This window comes from Acinetobacter sp. CFCC 11171 (assembly GCF_003268405.1).
Lineage (GTDB): Bacteria > Pseudomonadota > Gammaproteobacteria > Pseudomonadales > Moraxellaceae > Acinetobacter > Acinetobacter amyesii.
Genome location: NZ_LQXP01000013.1, coordinates 71,964 through 90,093, shown reverse-complemented (window position 1 = coordinate 90,093; position 18,130 = coordinate 71,964). Strand labels below are relative to the sequence as shown.

Here is an 18,130-nt window from a genome sequence, read left to right as displayed (position 1 = left end):
AACAGAGTTTTGCTGCATACACCAACTTATGTTCTGGATTATAAGTTGGTGCGGAAGGGGGGACTTGAACCCCCACGCCCGAAAGCACTACCACCTCAAGGTAGCGTGTCTACCAATTCCACCACCACCGCAGCTGTGACGCATTCTAGTCTCAACACGTCAAAAAAGAAAGTGCTAAATAAATTATTCAGCGCTTTTTGGTGCAGTTGGCGAAGTTTCAGCCGATTTTGCAGGCGCAGTCGGTACTGAAGAAATCGCATTCAGACTATAAGCATCTGTCGTTTGTTTCTTTGCAAACACAGCAAGTGTCAAGCTCGTAACGAAGAACAAAGCCGTTAAAATCGCAGTCAAACGGGTCATAAAGTTACCCGAACCCGATGCACCAAATACAGTTGCAGCACCGCCGCCACCAAAAGATGCACCCGCATCTGCGCCTTTACCATGCTGAACTAAAATCAGCACGATCATTAAAATCGCTAAGATAATATGTACCACCAGCACAAACGTATGCATGCTGAACTCCTAATTATTTTGTATATGCAAATGCTTGAGCAATTTTATAAAACGACTCTGCATTTAATGATGCACCACCGACCAGCGCACCATTGATATCTGGACAGGCTGCCAACTCTACTGCATTTTCAGGTTTTACACTACCACCATAAAGAATCGCAGTATGAAGTCCCATTGGGGTGATTTGGCTTAAACCTTCACGAATTTTAGCATGCATCGCTTGCGCATCTTCAGGTGACGCCGTTTTACCTGTGCCAATAGCCCAAATTGGCTCATAAGCAACCACAATTTGTTTCCACTGCTCTGCTTGTACGACAGCAGCAATATCACATATTTGTTGTAACACAACCTGTTCTGCTTGGCCGCTTTCACGTTGTTCTAAGCTTTCACCCACACAATAAATCACAGTCAAACCTGCGTTTAATGCATTTTTTACTTTTTCATTAATGATATGCGGTTGATCAGCGAATATTTCACGGCGTTCCGAATGACCAATTAGTACAAATTCAACACCATAATCTTTTAATAGCTCAGCACTGAGTTCACCCGTATATGCACCTGTACCTGCAACGCGAGAAACGTCTTGTGCAACGGTTATGATGTTACGGCTAGCTTGTGTTAATTCATTTTGCACCGTGGTCAGAGCAATAGCTGTTGGTGCAACCCCAATATGACATGCCGCTTCAGCAATATTTTGTTCATCTAATAATTGCTTAAAATTCTTAAGAAGTGCGCCAGCATCGGCTTGCAATGGGTTCATTTTCCAGTTACCCACTACCCAAGGCGTAATCGTCGAACCCGACATATTTATCCCACATGACAAAGATGAAATCGGGCACATTCTACACGTAATTCATAATTTTGAAGATAAATTTCAACACATTTGCATCTTCGAAGCACACCAGTCATTCCAAGATCTTCACTTTTCTGTAAAAAAATTAAGCAGATTTAAGGACTGGTTCATGCTTTTTACCAATTCTTAGCTAGTGACAACACTTTAAGATATGGTATTTTTGTGCAACAAAAGTATAATTTTGCTATACCAATTATAAACAGACTGAAGCATAGGCAAGTAAAAGCATGACAGCAGTTCAAGGTTCTTCAAGATTTACGGGGTTTATTCGTCGCTTAGTTGACGAAGGGCATCTGTCTGCCGAAAAAATGCAAGCAGCGCTGCAAAATTCAAAAAAGGCTCATCAAGATATCGTGCCGCATTTGATTCAGGAATATCACCTTTCAGCACGCCTGATCGCAGAAACCATCTCGATAGAGTTCGGTGAACCGGTTTTTGATATTTCAACTTATGATACGTCTTTAATTATACGTGATGAATTTGAAGATAAACTCATTACCAAGCATCGTATTTTGCCTATTTTTAAACATGGCAATTTATTATTCGTTGCGATCAGTAATCCCACCAATATTGAAGCAGTGGATGCCATTCGATTTGGTAGTAAGCTGAATACTGAAACAATTATTGTTGAACATGACAAACTTGAAAAGTTAATTGAACAGAACTTTGCTGAAGAAAGTACTTTTGACTTTGATGATGACTTTGATCTTGATTTAGAACAGGAAACTATTGATCCAGCGAAAGAAGATGAAGATGAGGCAACGGGGGATGAAGCTCCGATTGTTAAATACATCAATAAGCTGCTAGTCGACGCAATTCGTATGGGTGCATCTGACTTACACTTCGAACCCTACGAAAAAACCTATCGCGTCCGCTACCGTGTCGATGGCGTGTTAAGAACAATTACAAATCCGCCCTTGCAGCTCGCTACTCGACTCGCTTCACGTTTAAAAGTCATGTCACAAATGGACATCTCGGAAAAGCGTATACCTCAAGACGGTCGTATCAAGTTAAAACTTTCAAAGAACAAAGCTATCGACTTCCGTGTGAACTCTTTACCGACATTGTTTGGTGAAAAACTTGTTCTACGTATCCTTGATCCATCTAGTGCGATGCTAGGGATTGATGCGTTGGGTTATGAACCGGATCAAAAAGAACTGTTCATGCAGGCTTTAGAAAAACCACAAGGCATGCTACTCATTACCGGTCCAACGGGTTCCGGTAAAACCGTATCTCTATATACAGGTTTAAATATTCTCAACCGTGAAGATACCAATATTTCAACGGCCGAAGACCCTGTGGAAATTAACTTAGAAGGGATCAATCAGGTCAACGTAAATAATAAAGTCGGCCTCACCTTCTCTGCAGCCTTAAAATCATTCTTACGTCAAGACCCTGATATTGTGATGGTCGGTGAGATTCGAGATTTAGAAACGGCTGAAATTGCAATTAAAGCGGCTCAAACAGGTCACATGGTGATGTCTACACTGCATACCAATAGTGCACCTGAAACACTGACACGCTTACGCAATATGGGCGTGCCTTCATTTAACATCGCGACATCCGTGAACCTTGTCATTGCGCAGCGACTTGCACGTCGCCTATGTTCACAATGTAAAGAAACAGTAGACGTACCAAAACAAAGTCTATTGGAGCTTGGTTTTACCGAAGATGATTTAAATACACCAGAATTCCAAATATACCAGCCTGTGGGTTGTGCCGAATGCCGTGAAGGCTATAAAGGCCGTGTCGGTATATATGAAGTCATGAAAGTGACACCTGAAATTTCAAGAATTATTATGGAAGATGGCAATGCCTTACAAATTGCCGAAGCTTCAAATCAAGCAGGTTTTAACAATTTACGCCGTTCAGGCTTAATTAAGGTCATGCAGGGGGTGACTTCACTTCAAGAAGTCAATCGTGTGACCAGTGAGTAAGTGAATTAGTATTTAAAAATAAGGATAAATTCATGGCTGTAAAAAAAGCGCAGATGATGCCAACCTTCAGTTATGAAGGCGTGGATCGCAAAGGGGCGAAAATTAAAGGAGAGTTGCCTTCGCGCAATATGGCTTTAGCTAAAGTCACTTTACGTAAGCAAGGCATCACCATTAAAACCATTCGAGAAAAACGTAAAAACATTCTCGAAGGCTTGATGAAAAAGAAAGTATCCACTTTGGATATCACGGTATTCACGCGCCAACTTGCAACCATGATGAAAGCCGGTGTACCGCTCGTTCAGGGGTTCGAAATCGTGGCGGAAGGCTTAGAAAACCCAGCCATGCGTGAAGTGGTCTTGGGGATTAAAGGTGAAGTTGAAGGTGGCAATACATTTGCTGGTGCACTCCGTAAATATCCGCAGTATTTCGACAACCTATTTTGCTCATTAGTTGAATCAGGTGAACAATCGGGTGCACTTGAAACCATGTTAGACCGTGTTGCAATTTACAAAGAAAAAAGTGAATTGCTTAAGCAAAAAATTAAAAAAGCCATGAAATACCCAGCTGCGGTAATTGTTGTCGCGGTTATTGTGACGATCATTTTGATGGTGAAAGTAGTTCCCGTATTCCAAGACTTGTTTTCATCGTTTGGTGCAGACCTACCTGCCTTTACCAAAATGGTAGTGAACATGTCGGAATGGATGCAAAAATATTGGTTCTTCCTCATCATTGGAATTGGCGCTGTGATTGCTGGTTTCATGGAAGCAAAAAAACGTAGCAAAGCTTTCAGAGACTTCTTAGACAAAGCTGCACTCAAAGCACCAATTTTTGGGGATTTGGTTTATAAAGCAATTATTGCCCGCTATAGCCGTACCTTGGCAACCACTTTTGCTGCCGGTGTACCCTTAATTGATGCGCTTGAATCAACCGCAGGTGCAACCAACAACGTGGTCTATGAAACAGCGGTCATGAAAATTCGTGAAGATGTGGCGACTGGTCAACAGCTGCAGTTTGCGATGCGTGTCACCGATAAATTCCCATCTATGGCGATTCAAATGGTGGCTATTGGTGAAGAATCCGGTGCCTTGGATGCTATGCTAGACAAAGTGGCAACGCATTATGAAAATGAAGTGGATAATGCCGTAGATGGCTTAACTTCGATGATGGAACCCTTGATTATGGCGGTACTAGGTGTCCTCGTTGGTGGTCTTGTGATTGCAATGTATCTTCCAATCTTCCAAATGGGTTCTGTGGTTTAATGCAAGAATTAATAACATATTTAATTAATACCCCAATTGCGTTATATATCGCAGTTGGGATTTTTAGTCTTTGCATCGGTAGTTTTTTGAATGTAGTAATTTACCGCACACCAAAGATGATGGAACAAGAATGGCGTACGGATTGCCAACTGTTTTTACATCCGGATCAACCGATTATTGACGAAACAAAGATCACACTGAGCACACCTGCTTCAACCTGCCCAAAATGCAAAACGCCCATTCGTTGGTATCAAAACATTCCGGTTATCAGTTGGATCGTTTTACGCGGAAAATGTGGAAGTTGCCAAAATCCAATCAGTAGCCGTTATCCACTGATCGAATTACTCACCATGATCTGTGCGCTGATTGTTGTTGCAGTTTTTGGTCCAACCATCCAGATGCTATTTGGTCTAGTGCTGACTTATGTATTGATTGCCTTAACATTTATTGACTTTGACACCCAACTTTTACCTGACCGCTATACCCTTCCTTTGGCTGCACTCGGGCTTGGCGTGAATAGCTATGCCATTTATACCTCTGCAACCTCAGCCATTTGGGGGTATATCATCGGGTTCTTATGCCTATGGATTGTTTACTATTTATTTAAAATCATCACTGGCAAAGAAGGTATGGGCTATGGTGACTTTAAGCTTTTAGCTGCCTTGGGTGCGTGGATGGGCCCTTTCCTGCTTCCACTGATTGTATTACTCTCTTCACTGGTGGGTGCAATCATTGGCATTATTTTGCTCAAAGTTCGTAAAGAAAACCAACCTTTTGCATTTGGTCCCTATATTGCCATCGCTGGATGGATCGCCTTTTTATGGGGTGATCAAATTATGAAAATTTATTTGGGTCAGTAAGGTCGTTGTATGACATTTGTCTTGGGTTTAACAGGTGGTATCGGTAGCGGAAAATCTGCTGCAAGCAATTGGTTTGAACTCCAAGGCATTCAAGTCGTCGATGCTGATATCGTTGCTCGCGAGGTTGTCGAACCGGGGCAACCCGCACTGATTCAGATTAAACAACAATTTGGTGATTGGGTTTTACTTGCGAATGGTGAGTTAAATCGGCGTGCATTACGTGAGCATATCTTTAAAGATCCTACAGCACGTCAAGCACTTGAAGCCATTACCCACCCAGCAATACGCCAGTCCATTATCCAACAATTAAACGAAGCAAGCAGCCCCTATGTCATCTTGGTTTCGCCACTGTTATTTGAAACCAATCAACATGAATTGACCAATCACACCTTGCTGATTGATGCCACGGAACAATTGCAAATTCAGCGTGCATCACAGCGCGATAGTCAAAATATCGAGCAAATCCAAAAAATCATTCAAGTGCAAATGTCGCGTCAGGAAAAGCAAAAAATTGCAGATGATATCGTGCTGAATGATGGTCATTTAGATCACCTTTATGCACAGCTTCGACCGTTGCATCTCAAGTACTTAGCGCACGCTGAAAAAAGCTAAATAAAAAAGCAGTCTTACTCAGACTGCTTTTTTTGTTGTTCGAGTTGCTGCTCTAGACTATCCTTTCGTCCCAACCATTTCCACGGTTGAATCGCTCCAATCCCCATCCCGACCAATCCACACACAATTGCAAAACTTAAGGGTTCATTCAGCAGCGGTACCGCTAAAATTGCAGCAATAAAAGGTGCCAAAGTTACAATACTTCCGGCTTTAAATGCACCCAGACGCTTGATCGCCTCTACATACGTTAAAGTCGCAATAATCACCACAAAAATACCGTGAAAGATAACTTGTCCAATGAGTTGCAATGGCTCTGGGTCAGACCAATGTTTAGGGAAAAATAGTAGATAAATAGGCACGAATACCACGGCAGACCAAACCGCAACCCCCGCCATGGCATGCCAAGCAGAGAGCCTCCATTGCTTAAGCAATACCGTAAATATCCCCCACCAAATGGCACTGATAAAAAATAGCAAATCACCTAAACCAAATGCCACACCAGTCTCGACGTACATTAAATAGCTCATTAAGCTAATGGCAGAGACCATAATCACCACACTGATCCACGTATGCTTATCGATCGGCTGTTTGAAGATCAGAAACGCGGCTATGGCTGTACATAAGGGAATACAACCATTGAGAAAAATTGCAGCATGGGCCGCAGGAGCATAATGAAACGCACTATAGGCCGTTAAGCAATAGGTCACCCCGCCGAGCATGGCAAGGATAAAAGGCTCTTTCTTCCATAAAAAAGCCGTATCTTTTTTATAAATCAAAATTGGCATTAATATACAAAATGCCAAAGCAAACCGAAGTGCGGTAATGTCCCAAGCACTGATTCCCCAATTGGCGCTTAAACGCGCTGTTAAGGTGAATCCGCCCCAAATACACATGGTAATGAAAACATATAAATAACCTTGCTTTTGGGGAGACATCATCACTTCTATTTCAATTCATTATTACGTTGACGACATGCTTCATACAATGCCATACCGGTTGCGACACTGACATTTAAGCTTTGCAAGTTACCAGCCATTGGGATGTAAACAGTTTGATCACATTGCGCCTGCGTAATAGGACGCAAACCTGTATCTTCAGCGCCCATCACCACACATACACCCGTACCAGTAAAGTCAAATTTTTGAATCGGCAAAGCTTTTTCATCTAGCATGGTGCCGACCACACGCACGTTAAAATCTTCTTTGATTTGAGCCAATGTACGTGCTAAGTTGGTCACCTGAATAAACTTCACTTTTTCAGCACCACCAGCAGCAACTTTGCGGGCTGTTGGGGTAAGCGTCGCTGAACGATCACGCGGTGCAATCACGGCTTCAACGCCCATAGCTGCCGCTGTACGGATACATGCACCAAGGTTATGTGGGTCTGTAATATGATCTAAAGCCAATAGCAACGCATTGGGATTGGCTTGTAATAAAGCCTCTAAATCTTTTTCGTTTAAGATTGGATGGGGGCGTACAGCCGCGACCACACCTTGATGGAACGGTTGTCCCGCAAGTTTTTCCAAACTATCACGGCTAGCTTTTTGAATGCTGACACCAAACGGTTCTGCCAACTCAAAAATACGTTTTAAACGCTGATCATCACGTCCTTTTAACGCAAATAAAGTTAATACGCGTTCTGGCTCAAGTTCCAGTAATGACTCCACTGAATGAACGCCATAATAATATTCCGGTTTCGCCATGAACGACCTCTAATTTGCAAACTTCGAAAACTTTTAAACAGGGTATGATCACCCAGCGCACAGCTTAGGTTATCAAAAAGAAAAATCCTGCAAAGCAAGCTTTACAGGATTTATGCTATGACACATAGTTTAACCGATTTGAAGTTAAAAAACTGTGCCTAAATGGATTGAATTATTAGCCTTCTAAGTGGCACACATAATCCAAGACTTCATCTGTTTCAATTTTAAATCGGCTATTACCTGGCACGTAGAACGATTGACCCGCACGGAATAGTTCGCTTTCTTCGCTATCAGCAATTTGAACACGACATTCACCTGAAATAATTTCCATACGTTCAGGTACATGAGTTTCAAAAGTCAGCGCTTGTTCAGTTGGAAGCAACACACCCAGTGTTTTCTTTGTTCCATCTTCAAATTGCACAGTATGGCTGATACATAGACCGCCAAAATAAACATTTGATTTTTTGATGACTGATACATGATCAAACTGTGCTGACATGCGTTTTCTCCAGATAAAGCATATTTATAATATTTTGATTGAAGTAGTTTAATTGTGCTGCAAAAACTAATCAATCAGTGTTGAAAACTTTGAGATAGATAATTACAAAAATCTGAGAAGTGGATATGTCCCAATACCATCTCACTATCTTGACATTGAGAATCTAAAACAAACTGTACTTTTGTACAAAATACTTTTTTTATTTCATCCACTAAAGTCCTAGTTAGGGTCTATAGAAACGCTGCAAAATCATTTCACAGATATACATGGATAATGAATTATATGGACGGATTTAAGAGACCAAATCATGACGTTTTAAGGCAATAACACTTTAGATTAGATACAAGAATACATACACAAACGTGTTTTGTGAGAACTTAGCAAAATGTTGGATGGTTTAAGCTCACGTTATGCAAGATCATTTACTCTTTGCATCACTACACTGCGTGCTTACGGCAGATACGAAACTAATTTCTTATTAAACTGAAATTTAGGATAGAATTATGAGGTTTTTCGTCATCTTAAAATAAAACTTATCTTGTGACCAAAACAAAACTTAATTATCTTTAACTAGAACTTTTCGCAGCTCGGATGCGTTTATGCTGACACATTTAACTCTGATCAATTTTGCATTAGCCGACCATTTAGCCATCGACATTGAACAAGGCTTTAACGTCCTGACGGGTGAAACAGGTGCTGGTAAATCTTTGCTGCTAGACGCACTATCAGCATGTTTAGGTGAACGAACAGACACCAACTATGTGCGCTATGGATCAGACAAAGCCGATGTGACAGCGACCTTTAGCTACCAAGAGTACAGTCCTGAAGCACTGTGGCTCAAAGAACATGAGCTGGATGATGAGTCTGGAGAAATTCATTTACGTCGCGTGATTTTTGCAACAGGTCGCAGCAAAGCATGGATTAATGGACGTCCGAGCAGCTTATCCGAATTAAAAGAAATTGGCCGCTTATTGGTACAACTCTATAGCCAACACAGCCAACAACAACTCTTAGAACCGCCCTATCCAAAACATTGGCTAGATCGCTATTACAATTTTTATCAGCCGGCTCAAGCCGTTCGTGATGCCTATAGCAAGTGGCAAAAGGACATTCGACAGCACCAAGCAGCACTCGACGCCCAAGCCACACGTAAGCAACGGATAGAAACGCTTGAACTTCAATTGGAAGAACTTGAAGACCTTGTGCAAACGGACTACAAAGAAATCGAGCAAGAATTTGACCGTCTCAGTCATCATGAACATATCATGCAGGATTGTAGCTATGGTCTAAATGCCCTCGATGACGCCGAGCAAAATATCAATCAAGAAATGGGCGCGATCATTCGTCGAATTGAATCGCATGCAGGACGTAGTGAACAACTTTCTGAAATTTATACGTCGCTACTGAACGCTCAAAGTGAAATTGAAGATGCCACCGCAAATTTACGTCAGTTTATTGATCGTCAAAGTTTCGATCCTGAACGTATGGACGAATTAAATACCAAACTGGAAGTTTTTCATCGCTTAGCGCGTAAATATCGTACTCAGCCTGAAGATTTAAAACAAGAATACGAAGCGTGGCAACTTGAGTTAGAGCAACTGCATCAGCTGGAAGATCCTGAAACGTTGGCAGAACAAGTCGAGGTTTCTCATCAAGACTTCATTTCTAAAGCCGAGCACTTGGATCAAATACGCCGAGACGCTGCTACGCCATTGGCTAAACAATTAACTGAACAAGTCAAACAACTGGCTCTGCCTGAAGCGCATTTTGAATTTAAATTTGAACCACTTGAACATGTTTCGAGTGAAGGTTTAAGCTTTATTCAGCTGTTATTCACAGCCAACAAAGGGATTCCTGCTCAGCCTCTAGCACGCGTGGCATCGGGTGGTGAATTATCTCGTATTGCCTTAGTCATGCAAGTGATGAATGCTGAAAAAACTGAATCGGAAGTCTTAGTCTTTGATGAAATTGATGTTGGGATCAGTGGGGGTACAGCGGAAATTGTGGGGCGTTTATTGGCAGACCTTGCGCAACATGTGCAAATTCTATGTATCACGCATCAAGCGCAAGTTGCAGCACAATCGGATCAGCACTTGTTGGTAAAAAAACGTCAAACCGACCCTGCTAGCAGTACGATTATCGAGCTCGAAGAAGATGATCGGATTCAAGAGCTGGCTCGAATGACCGGTGGTGTGGAGATTAGTCAAACGACCTTACAACACGCAAAACAATTACGACAATTAAAATTTCAACATAGTTAATTTTTGATGCTTTCAAAAAAGCCTGTGTATTCAAAGTACACAGGCTTTTTTCTTAAATACACTATTTGACAATCCCCTGATACACAAAGGCTTTCGAGCCTAAGCTATAGCGTAAATATTTATACTGCGGCTGATGTTGTTGATTGAGTAACATAACATCCACGTGTTTCGGACTGATTTTGAGATATTCATTACCGCTACGACGATCGGTTTCATAATGGCAGTCATAATCTACCGAGATTTGATCTAGTTTCTTTTGCTTAGTTTGAAATACATAAGATTTAAGTAACTGTTTTGGTCCAACTTCAACAGCTCTTAGATGATGTAGTCCACTGCAATTATCACCTTTATAATAACTCTTCACCAAATATACAGTTTTATTTTGGATGTTGACCGGCAAAATTTGATTGATATAGCCTGAGTCAAATTGATCTAAATGTTGCGTTTTTCCCGTTGCATATTGCACATAGCTGCTCCACTCCCCCATGGTGCCTCCGCCAGACACATCAAAACTATAAAATTTAAGTTTTTTATCTGGTGAATATTGCACATGAACAAAACCTTGCTTTTCGAGTTGCGTAAATCCGTAGTGAAAACTGCTCGGATCTGCCGCAATGACATCCACAATTTCACGTTCTATCGCTTCATTGACCTCATAAAAATTTAAGTTTTTATATTTTTTAATCACCTGAGATTCATGTTTTTGTAAGTCAGCGCTTCCTGCAAAGCCTGAAATAGGTAGGCTTGCACAGAGTGCCATCCCTATTATTTTTGAAAAATGTGTCATTGTTTTACCCTCAGTTTATCCTGCTATTTTAAGCAATCTCAGTCATCCATCACGTATATCTTCTCCTCACTTTTGTACTGCTGTTGTTCAAATCACCAATCATCGCTTTACAATTCACCGTACTGTAGACCTGCCTGCACGATGAAGATTTTTAGCATGTCCCTCACTGGTCGAGCATGACAAATATTGAATTTGCAGAAAAACTCATTGTTGAAAACTTGTGAGTCTAGTATGTTGATAAATACAACGTTATTCGAATGCAATTCACCCCCAAGAATGAAACTTACCCCAATAAGGAGAAGCCATTAGGTGACTAAACAATACCTCACACACCGCTGCCTGATTGCTCCACCCGAAATGAACGATGAATTCTTTGCCAATACGGTGATTTATTTAGCGCGACATGATGAAGATGGCGCTCAAGGCATCATTATTAATCGTCCTTCGGGCTTGCAGATCAAAGAACTCTTGAATGATTTGGAAATTGAGGCAGATAATGTGCATCCTCATGAAGTGTTGCAAGGTGGTCCTTTGCGCCCAGAGGCAGGTTTTGTTCTTCATACCGGTCAACCGACATGGCATTCGTCTATTGCTGTAGGTGAAAATGTCTGCATTACCACGTCTAAAGATATTTTAGATGCGATTGCACACAATGAAGGTGTGGGTCGTTATCAGGTGGCTCTAGGCTATGCCAGTTGGGGTAAAAGCCAATTAGAAGAAGAAATTGCTCGGGGTGATTGGCTCATTTGTGACTCAGACATGGATTTAATATTTAACTTACCTTATGACGACCGCTGGGACGCTGCCTATAAAAAAATGGGCGTAGACCGCGCGTGGTTATCATCTGAGATTGGACATGCCTGATTTACCACAATATCAAATGATTATGGCCTTTGACTTTGGCACACAAAAAACAGGCATAGCTGTGGGACAAGCCTTGATTGAAAGTGCAAATCCCCTGCCACTCTTTCCCATGAAAGATGGCATTCCCAATTGGGATAATCTACTCAAGATTGTGAAACAGTATCAGCCGGATTTGTTCATCGTGGGTCTACCGCTCAATATGGATGATAGCGAGTCTGAACTCTCCACACGTGCGCGTAAATTTGCACGACGCCTTCGCCACCAAACCAATATTGAAACCTTGATGGTCGATGAACGCTTAACGACACGTGAAGCGCGTGATGAATTAGATCATTATCAAGCCCAAGGCCGTGCGAAGAATCTTTCTGCCGACAGCCTTGCTGCAGCATTGTTTATTGAAAGTTGGTATCGAAATCCAGTCGGGCTAAAACCTTAAGCGCTTTCAACAAACAGGCAAATAAAAAAGCATCCAAAAGAGGATGCTTTTTTATGCGCAAGATTGATCACTCAATGCTGCGCAAATGAAATGATTGGGGATAACTTAGTTTTTATCCACAATATGAATCGTGGTGGTTCGACCCGCGACAAAAGCCAACTGATCATGCGGTACTTCATCCAGTACAATTTTCACTGGTACACGCTGTGCCAAACGGACCCAACTAAAGGTTGGATTAACATTGGCAAGTAAGCCATCAGTCGAGGTGCGTTCACGGTCTTCAATCCCTGTTGCAACGCCTTGTACATGGCCTTTATAAACTTCAGAACTTCCCATCAGTTGGATTGTTGCAGGTGCGCCAACATAGATTTTATCCAGTTTGGTTTCTTCAAAATATCCCACAACATACAATTGTTGACGGTCAATTAAGGCCGCTACGGCTTGGCCTACTTTGACGTAATTCCCTGCTTTGAGTTCAAAGTTAGACAATGTTCCATCAGTCGGTGCAACCACTTCCGAACGTTTTAAATTCAACTCAGCCAAATGCAAACTGCTATTCGCTGCTTCAATTAGGGCTTTTTGCTGCACCACACTGGCTTTGGCTTGTTCAATCGCGGCCTGAGCTTGCTCATGCTCTGCATGTGATTGATCACGTACTGCAAACATTTGATCTTGTTCTTTTTTTGAAATCGCACCGTCCATCAAACTTGCATAACGATTTGCATTTTTATTTGCAAGGTTGATATTGGCTTGTGACTTCACTAGATTTGCTTTGGCTTCAGCAAGCTGTGCTTCAGCCCCTGCTAATCCTGCTTTGGCTTTCGCCAAGTCAGATTTGGCTTGCTCAACATCCAACGCTTGACGTGCCATATCTATACGAAATAACACTTGGCCTTTTTTCACTTGTTGGTTGTCTTGAACCAAAACGTCTGTGACCAAACCAGAAACATCCGATGACACTTGAATCACGTCACCACGTACCCGTCCATCACGCGTCCATGGTTCCGAATTGTAATAGTCCCAAATATGTTTCAGCGCAAGTAATGCGCCGCATAGCACGATTATCAACAATACAGGCCGAACATATTTTCGGACATTCAAATTGGTCATACGATTACCTCAATCATTTCATTTTTTTTAGGGGCTTAGAACTGGCAGAAAATAAAGATTTCATGCACCAGCCAAAGCAACATCACAAATACACCCAAATAAAAAATATTGGACATCGGCACCCAATCTTGCGCCATCCATCGGTCAAGCAAACGCATGATGACCCGCAATAACAGATAGGCCAATACCGCTTGAATCAATAGAATGGGCACATAAATGCCATATACATTTAGCTCACCCATGTTGTGCCTCGACCTGTAAATGATTTGGAGTCTGCTGTGTTAGGACATGACACAAACTGCTTTGAATATTGTTCAGTGAATACTGAATACGATGTAAAACATCATCATTCTCAACACTCTGAACGGCCTGATTTAATCGGTGAATTCGCTTTACAATTTGCTGTTTCAAGCTCATAAAGACATTCTTTTGCCCTTGTTCCATGGCACGAAAATAGTCATCTAAATCTTGTTGTAACTCTTCGAGTTCGCTGAGCAGTGCATCATTCGGATCGAGTTTATTCATGAGTTCTTGCAAGCGGGTCAAATCAATCACCGCACTGGCTTCCACCAAAGCCCACTCGATCTGTTGTTTCAAGTTCCCTGATTGCACCATTTTGCTATTTAGGATGCCGATTCGGTCCAACATACTGCGTAAATGCACCCGAAACGGTAAGCCGTATGGCAGATATAAAGCCTGACGCAGTGCCTTGTAATGCTGTGAAAGTATGCGTTGGGCCGTCATATCTGGTGACATCGCAGGCACTAAATGAATAATAAACACCGAAATAATGGGTCCCAAAACCGTCCCAATCGATGCATCAAAGAAAAACACCTGATCGAGGCTAAAGCGGTTTTGAAAATTCAGTCCCATGATGGTCCCCATCAAAAGTGGCAAGCTGATCCCAATCAAAGGCGGATGTAAAAATAGCATCAGACAGAACATCACAAACGGTGCTAATACCACGATCAACTGCCAAAAAGCGGTCACATGCGGGAAAATGCCATAGGCGTAGATAAAGACCACGACCGCTGCATACATATTCGCGCGAATAAACATTTTCAATGCAGGAACAGGATTATCCATTGCAGTTAAAATACAAGCACTGATCGCAGCCATTTCAGCCATCATAAATCCAGCTTTCCAACCACTAACGATCCAAAAACCCGTAGAAATTAAAATAATCAAACATGCAGACACCCCGCCACGAATAGCAACCCCCGCATCTCGGTGCAAAGTCGGATAATGACTATTACCCAAGGCGGTCAGTGTGGCCGGTAAAGTGGAGTCGCCTTGCTGTACCCGCTGCCAAAGCAGACGAATCGCACGGATATTCTGAATAAAATGGCGAATATCCATTTTTAGACTACCCAAAATCACCTGCTGTGTTGGCAATGCCTGTGTCTGAATGTGTTGAAAATCTTGCTCAAATTGTTCAGGTAATTGATTAAGTTCACTTTCCTCAATCTGATGTCGATCTAATAAAAACGCGGCAATATGTTCATGGGCTTGCTTGAGTGCCGTCCGATAATGTGTGTCCAGACCGTCTAATTGTTTCATCCGCTCAGACATGGCCACCAAGTTACTGACCAACAAACTCAACTGATGCAAGATTTCCTGCAATGGACGTGTCATACCTTTTAAGGTGGATTTTTCATAAGACAAATGCACCGCCATGACATGTATATCCGCGATATCTCGTGCAATATTGCCGAGATTTTTTGAATAATTTTCTAGTTCGGCAGGCTCTAATAAAATCTGATCAAAAATTTCTTTGGTATCGGCAAAGGTTTTACTCACCCGTGTTTCGACTGCAGGGCCAATATGCATTGGAAATAATGTCGTAGTCACGATGGCACTACAGACCACACCCACCGTAATTTCAAGAAAACGCCCCAAGGCCATATCGAAGATCGAAGCGGTATCAATAAAATACACCACGTTAAAACAGATAATGACCGTGGTATAACCCGCCAACATGGAAACATAACTACGAGGCGTACGGTCTAGCAGTGACAAATACAGGCAAAAACCAACCCAAACAGCCAAAAAAACCGTAAACAGTACTGGCATATGAATAAGATGTGGCAGTGTCACCACTGACACAGCCGCCCCTAAGAATGTTCCTAATACACGATACAAACTTTTTGAAGACGTCATCCCTGAATATGGATTCGCGATCACGAAAACGGTGCCAATTGCCCAAATCGGATAAGCCAAATTCAGTACAAAGGCTACATACAATGCCAACATGCCCGCGATGAACGTTTTGGTCGCAAAAATCCAGTCCATTTTATTGGGCCGAAAAGCGAGTATTTGTTTCGTCAGCAGCATGATTGATCTCGTCGGTTTGCTTCTTTTTAGTGAAAACGGCCTCGTATCGAATGCTTAAACATTCGACAGCACAACCTGTATCACGGCACAGGAATGACTAGAAATTTCAATAAGTAAAGAAGCGATTCAAATCGTGTTTCAAACCATTTGAATACAAAAAGTAGTGTGCAACATTGCCTGCGCATCGAAAGAATGGGCAATATTTATTCAATATAAGATATTTTCACAACAATTTTGCTAAAAAAACAAATTAAAGTCAATATAAATATCTTATTTTGATAATTTACCTATATTTTAAATGCGTATTTCAATTTTTTATTATGCTTTTATCAGAATAACCCAAGAAACCCTGTGATATTTCAGATTTGTTTCATTTCCAGTGTAGAAAAGCGCAACATCAGGCCGAGCAATTTGTTATAAAGTAACTTAACGATTCATTTTTATTGTGACCAAGCAGGTTCTTATGGCGCTTTCCAGTTTTGGTAAAATTCTCACCGTACTCGACTTATTTTCAGTTGCTCGTCCCATCATCAATGTCGACATTATTAGTGAAGAATTAGGCTTATCTAAACCAACGAGCTATCGCTATTTAAAAGAACTGGTTTCTGCTGAATTATTGCAGCGCCTCAGTGGGACTTCTGGCGATTACACACTGGGTTCAAAAATTGCTGTGCTTGATTTTATTTCTCGCACCACCGATCCATTGGTGCAAATTAGCATTCCCTTCATGAAAGAAATTGTGGAACGCACAGAGTCTTGTTGCTTATTGACGCATCTGAATATCGACTCATGTATTGATGTACATCATGAACTGTATAAGGACTATACTGCCTTGGCATATGGTCGAGGTAGCCCACGTCCAATGTACAAAGGCTCATCGTCTAAAGTGATTTTGTCGCAGTTACCTAAGCAACGGATTTTAGATTATTACCACCGTTTTGCGGACGAGTTATCTCAAGTTGGTTTTGCGCATAATGAAGAAGAATTTATGCAGCAAATGAAAAAGATTAAAAAGCAGGGTTATTATTTTTCCAATGGTGAAGTTGACCCGAATATGTCGAGCCTATCGATTCCGATTAAATTTTCCAGTAAAGAACCCCCGCTTGCTTTGACCCTATTGGCGTCTAAAAATCGTTTTGAATTTATGAATTTTCAAAAAATCGTAGAAATGATGCAAGACTGTACAGCGCGTATTGAGAAAAAATACAGCAGTATGATGGAAGAATCGGACGCCATTTAAATCTGATCAGTTTGCGCACAACTGATGCGATGTTGTAAAGATGATATTTAATTAATCTGATAAATTTATATTATTAATTGAATTTATTAATTATAAATATTGGATAAATTATCATAATATGATTATTGTTCTTTAGTAGTCATCTCAACCATGTGTTCCATGATTTCAGTTGATTGTCTCTATACTCTTCCTCAGAGAAAGAAAAAAGCTCATCTAGATATGGGCTTTTTTTACGGCTGTTGATCATAGAAATAACGAAAGGTTAAATTCACCCTCGGCTCGGTCACTTTCATCGACTTCATTAGGGCATGTTTCCAATATCGTTGGGTTTGCCCACGCATCACGATCAACTGTCCACTTTGCAGTAAAAGCTGTACTTTCTCTTGAGTGCTTTTATGTTTAAAGCAAAACTTTCGGCTTGCGCCAAAACTCAAAGATGCGATCACCACCTGCTGTGTGGGTGAAAGCAAAGATGGCTCATCATCACTATGCCACCCCACCGCTTGCGTACCATTTTCGTATAAATTGGCCAAACAGGAATTAAACGTCTGACCCACCCGTTGCTCAATATGTTGCTTTAAGCGCAGTAAAGCTGGATTCCAGATCAATGCCTGCTTTTGCATGCCTGAATAGTGATACTCATAATGAGCATCTCCATACCAAACCACTTTTCGTTCCGTTTGAAAATACTGTCCATGCAAAATGACTTCATCATGCTGCCAAGCCAACTGCGTGAGGAAATAGCGTAAATATTTATCACTGTCTTCAGCATTGAAGATCAATCCATAATCTTCAACTTCACCATCATAGGGCAACAGATTTGCATGCGGTTCAGGCGTAAATAATTCAAAATTCATCGGTTC

General features: G+C 41.5%; 18 protein-coding genes and 1 tRNA gene. 8 read left to right on the top strand and 11 right to left on the bottom strand.

Annotation, left to right across the window (positions count from 1 at the left end; genetic code table 11):
* Positions 1 to 46: 46 nt before the first annotated feature.
* From AVJ20_RS08395 to tpiA, 3 genes are all read right to left on the bottom strand, one after another.
* A tRNA-Leu gene (locus AVJ20_RS08395) sits at positions 47 to 131 on the bottom strand.
* A gap of 52 nt (positions 132 to 183) precedes the next feature.
* Positions 184 to 513: a preprotein translocase subunit SecG gene (secG, locus tag AVJ20_RS08390; protein WP_078192560.1), complete on the bottom strand. Its 330-nt coding sequence runs from the start codon at positions 511 to 513 to the stop codon at positions 184 to 186.
* A gap of 13 nt (positions 514 to 526) precedes the next feature.
* On the bottom strand, positions 527 to 1,318 hold the full coding sequence (gene tpiA, locus AVJ20_RS08385; RefSeq protein WP_111884882.1) for a triose-phosphate isomerase: 792 nt from the start codon (positions 1,316 to 1,318) through the stop codon (positions 527 to 529).
* 275 nt (positions 1,319 to 1,593) lie between these two features.
* Between tpiA and pilB the strand changes: the two genes are divergently transcribed.
* From pilB to coaE, 4 genes are read left to right on the top strand one after another with little or no spacing between them, the layout of a single operon-like run.
* A complete protein-coding gene (gene pilB / locus AVJ20_RS08380; protein ID WP_078192562.1) occupies positions 1,594 to 3,303 on the top strand; it encodes a type IV-A pilus assembly ATPase PilB in 1,710 nt (569 codons plus the stop codon).
* 32 nt (positions 3,304 to 3,335) lie between these two features.
* Entirely contained in the window at positions 3,336 to 4,562 is a 1,227-nt protein-coding gene (locus tag AVJ20_RS08375) for a type II secretion system F family protein (RefSeq protein WP_111884881.1), read from the top strand.
* Entirely contained in the window at positions 4,562 to 5,422 is an 861-nt protein-coding gene (locus AVJ20_RS08370; protein ID WP_111884880.1) for a prepilin peptidase, read from the top strand. The genes AVJ20_RS08375 and AVJ20_RS08370 overlap by 1 nt, the downstream gene beginning before the upstream one ends.
* A 9-nt stretch (positions 5,423 to 5,431) precedes the next feature.
* A complete protein-coding gene (gene coaE / locus AVJ20_RS08365; protein ID WP_111884879.1) occupies positions 5,432 to 6,034 on the top strand; it encodes a dephospho-CoA kinase in 603 nt (200 codons plus the stop codon).
* 14 nt (positions 6,035 to 6,048) lie between these two features.
* Here coaE and AVJ20_RS08360 read toward each other — a convergent pair whose 3' ends face one another.
* The 3 genes from AVJ20_RS08360 to AVJ20_RS08350 form a co-directional block, all read right to left on the bottom strand.
* Positions 6,049 to 6,969, bottom strand: coding sequence for a DMT family transporter (locus AVJ20_RS08360; RefSeq protein ID WP_372491165.1), 921 nt, complete (start codon positions 6,967 to 6,969; stop codon positions 6,049 to 6,051).
* Between the two features lie 8 nt (positions 6,970 to 6,977).
* Entirely contained in the window at positions 6,978 to 7,736 is a 759-nt protein-coding gene (gene rlmB, locus AVJ20_RS08355) for a 23S rRNA (guanosine(2251)-2'-O)-methyltransferase RlmB (RefSeq protein WP_111884878.1), read from the bottom strand.
* A 175-nt stretch (positions 7,737 to 7,911) separates the two neighbouring features.
* Entirely contained in the window at positions 7,912 to 8,235 is a 324-nt protein-coding gene (locus tag AVJ20_RS08350) for a pyrimidine/purine nucleoside phosphorylase (RefSeq protein WP_067763086.1), read from the bottom strand.
* A gap of 599 nt (positions 8,236 to 8,834) precedes the next feature.
* Between AVJ20_RS08350 and recN the strand changes: the two genes are divergently transcribed.
* Entirely contained in the window at positions 8,835 to 10,496 is a 1,662-nt protein-coding gene (recN, locus tag AVJ20_RS08345) for a DNA repair protein RecN (protein WP_111884877.1), read from the top strand.
* Between the two features lie 61 nt (positions 10,497 to 10,557).
* Here the strand turns inward: recN and AVJ20_RS08340 are convergent, their stop codons facing one another.
* The gene (locus tag AVJ20_RS08340; RefSeq protein WP_162689751.1) at positions 10,558 to 11,283 is read right to left on the bottom strand and encodes a hypothetical protein; all 726 of its coding nucleotides are present in this window, start codon (positions 11,281 to 11,283) and stop codon (positions 10,558 to 10,560) included.
* Between the two features lie 309 nt (positions 11,284 to 11,592).
* On the opposite strand from AVJ20_RS08340, the gene AVJ20_RS08335 reads away from it, so the two are divergent.
* Both AVJ20_RS08335 and ruvX read left to right on the top strand, forming a co-directional pair.
* On the top strand, positions 11,593 to 12,147 hold the full coding sequence (locus AVJ20_RS08335) for a YqgE/AlgH family protein (protein ID WP_111884875.1): 555 nt from the start codon (positions 11,593 to 11,595) through the stop codon (positions 12,145 to 12,147).
* On the top strand, positions 12,140 to 12,583 hold the full coding sequence (gene ruvX / locus AVJ20_RS08330; RefSeq protein ID WP_111884874.1) for a Holliday junction resolvase RuvX: 444 nt from the start codon (positions 12,140 to 12,142) through the stop codon (positions 12,581 to 12,583). Before AVJ20_RS08335 ends, ruvX begins: the two co-directional genes overlap by 8 nt.
* A gap of 105 nt (positions 12,584 to 12,688) precedes the next feature.
* Here ruvX and AVJ20_RS08325 read toward each other — a convergent pair whose 3' ends face one another.
* Genes AVJ20_RS08325 through AVJ20_RS08315 form a run of 3 tightly spaced genes read right to left on the bottom strand, consistent with a single transcriptional unit; the run spans position 12,689 to position 16,027 of the window.
* Positions 12,689 to 13,693, bottom strand: a complete 1,005-nt coding sequence (locus AVJ20_RS08325; protein WP_111884873.1) for an HlyD family secretion protein — start codon at positions 13,691 to 13,693, stop codon at positions 12,689 to 12,691.
* Between the two features lie 35 nt (positions 13,694 to 13,728).
* Positions 13,729 to 13,935: a DUF1656 domain-containing protein gene (locus AVJ20_RS08320; protein ID WP_111884872.1), complete on the bottom strand. Its 207-nt coding sequence runs from the start codon at positions 13,933 to 13,935 to the stop codon at positions 13,729 to 13,731.
* Positions 13,928 to 16,027 carry an FUSC family protein gene (locus AVJ20_RS08315; RefSeq protein ID WP_111884871.1) on the bottom strand — a complete coding sequence of 700 codons (2,100 nt, stop codon included), beginning with the start codon at positions 16,025 to 16,027 and terminating at the stop codon, positions 13,928 to 13,930. Before AVJ20_RS08315 ends, AVJ20_RS08320 begins: the two co-directional genes overlap by 8 nt.
* A gap of 463 nt (positions 16,028 to 16,490) precedes the next feature.
* Here AVJ20_RS08315 and AVJ20_RS08310 point away from each other — a divergent pair, with 463 nt between their 5' ends.
* Positions 16,491 to 17,267, top strand: coding sequence for an IclR family transcriptional regulator (locus AVJ20_RS08310; RefSeq protein WP_111884870.1), 777 nt, complete (start codon positions 16,491 to 16,493; stop codon positions 17,265 to 17,267).
* A gap of 230 nt (positions 17,268 to 17,497) precedes the next feature.
* Here the strand turns inward: AVJ20_RS08310 and AVJ20_RS08305 are convergent, their stop codons facing one another.
* Positions 17,498 to 18,124, bottom strand: a complete 627-nt coding sequence (locus AVJ20_RS08305) for an alpha-ketoglutarate-dependent dioxygenase AlkB family protein (protein ID WP_111884869.1) — start codon at positions 18,122 to 18,124, stop codon at positions 17,498 to 17,500.
* Positions 18,125 to 18,130 lie beyond the last annotated feature (6 nt).

Coding starts and splice junctions, on each gene's coding strand:
- secG (WP_078192560.1), bottom strand. CDS start 513: ATGCATACGTTTGTGCTGGTGGTACATATTATCTTAGCGATTTTAATG.
- tpiA (WP_111884882.1), bottom strand. CDS start 1,318: ATGTCGGGTTCGACGATTACGCCTTGGGTAGTGGGTAACTGGAAAATG.
- pilB (WP_078192562.1), top strand. CDS start 1,594: ATGACAGCAGTTCAAGGTTCTTCAAGATTTACGGGGTTTATTCGTCGC.
- AVJ20_RS08375 (WP_111884881.1), top strand. CDS start 3,336: ATGGCTGTAAAAAAAGCGCAGATGATGCCAACCTTCAGTTATGAAGGC.
- AVJ20_RS08370 (WP_111884880.1), top strand. CDS start 4,562: ATGCAAGAATTAATAACATATTTAATTAATACCCCAATTGCGTTATAT.
- coaE (WP_111884879.1), top strand. CDS start 5,432: ATGACATTTGTCTTGGGTTTAACAGGTGGTATCGGTAGCGGAAAATCT.
- AVJ20_RS08360 (WP_372491165.1), bottom strand. CDS start 6,969: ATGTCTCCCCAAAAGCAAGGTTATTTATATGTTTTCATTACCATGTGT.
- rlmB (WP_111884878.1), bottom strand. CDS start 7,736: ATGGCGAAACCGGAATATTATTATGGCGTTCATTCAGTGGAGTCATTA.
- AVJ20_RS08350 (WP_067763086.1), bottom strand. CDS start 8,235: ATGTCAGCACAGTTTGATCATGTATCAGTCATCAAAAAATCAAATGTT.
- recN (WP_111884877.1), top strand. CDS start 8,835: ATGCTGACACATTTAACTCTGATCAATTTTGCATTAGCCGACCATTTA.
- AVJ20_RS08340 (WP_162689751.1), bottom strand. CDS start 11,283: ATGACACATTTTTCAAAAATAATAGGGATGGCACTCTGTGCAAGCCTA.
- ruvX (WP_111884874.1), top strand. CDS start 12,140: ATGCCTGATTTACCACAATATCAAATGATTATGGCCTTTGACTTTGGC.
- AVJ20_RS08325 (WP_111884873.1), bottom strand. CDS start 13,693: ATGACCAATTTGAATGTCCGAAAATATGTTCGGCCTGTATTGTTGATA.
- AVJ20_RS08320 (WP_111884872.1), bottom strand. CDS start 13,935: ATGGGTGAGCTAAATGTATATGGCATTTATGTGCCCATTCTATTGATT.
- AVJ20_RS08315 (WP_111884871.1), bottom strand. CDS start 16,027: ATGCTGCTGACGAAACAAATACTCGCTTTTCGGCCCAATAAAATGGAC.
- AVJ20_RS08310 (WP_111884870.1), top strand. CDS start 16,491: ATGGCGCTTTCCAGTTTTGGTAAAATTCTCACCGTACTCGACTTATTT.
- AVJ20_RS08305 (WP_111884869.1), bottom strand. CDS start 18,124: ATGAATTTTGAATTATTTACGCCTGAACCGCATGCAAATCTGTTGCCC.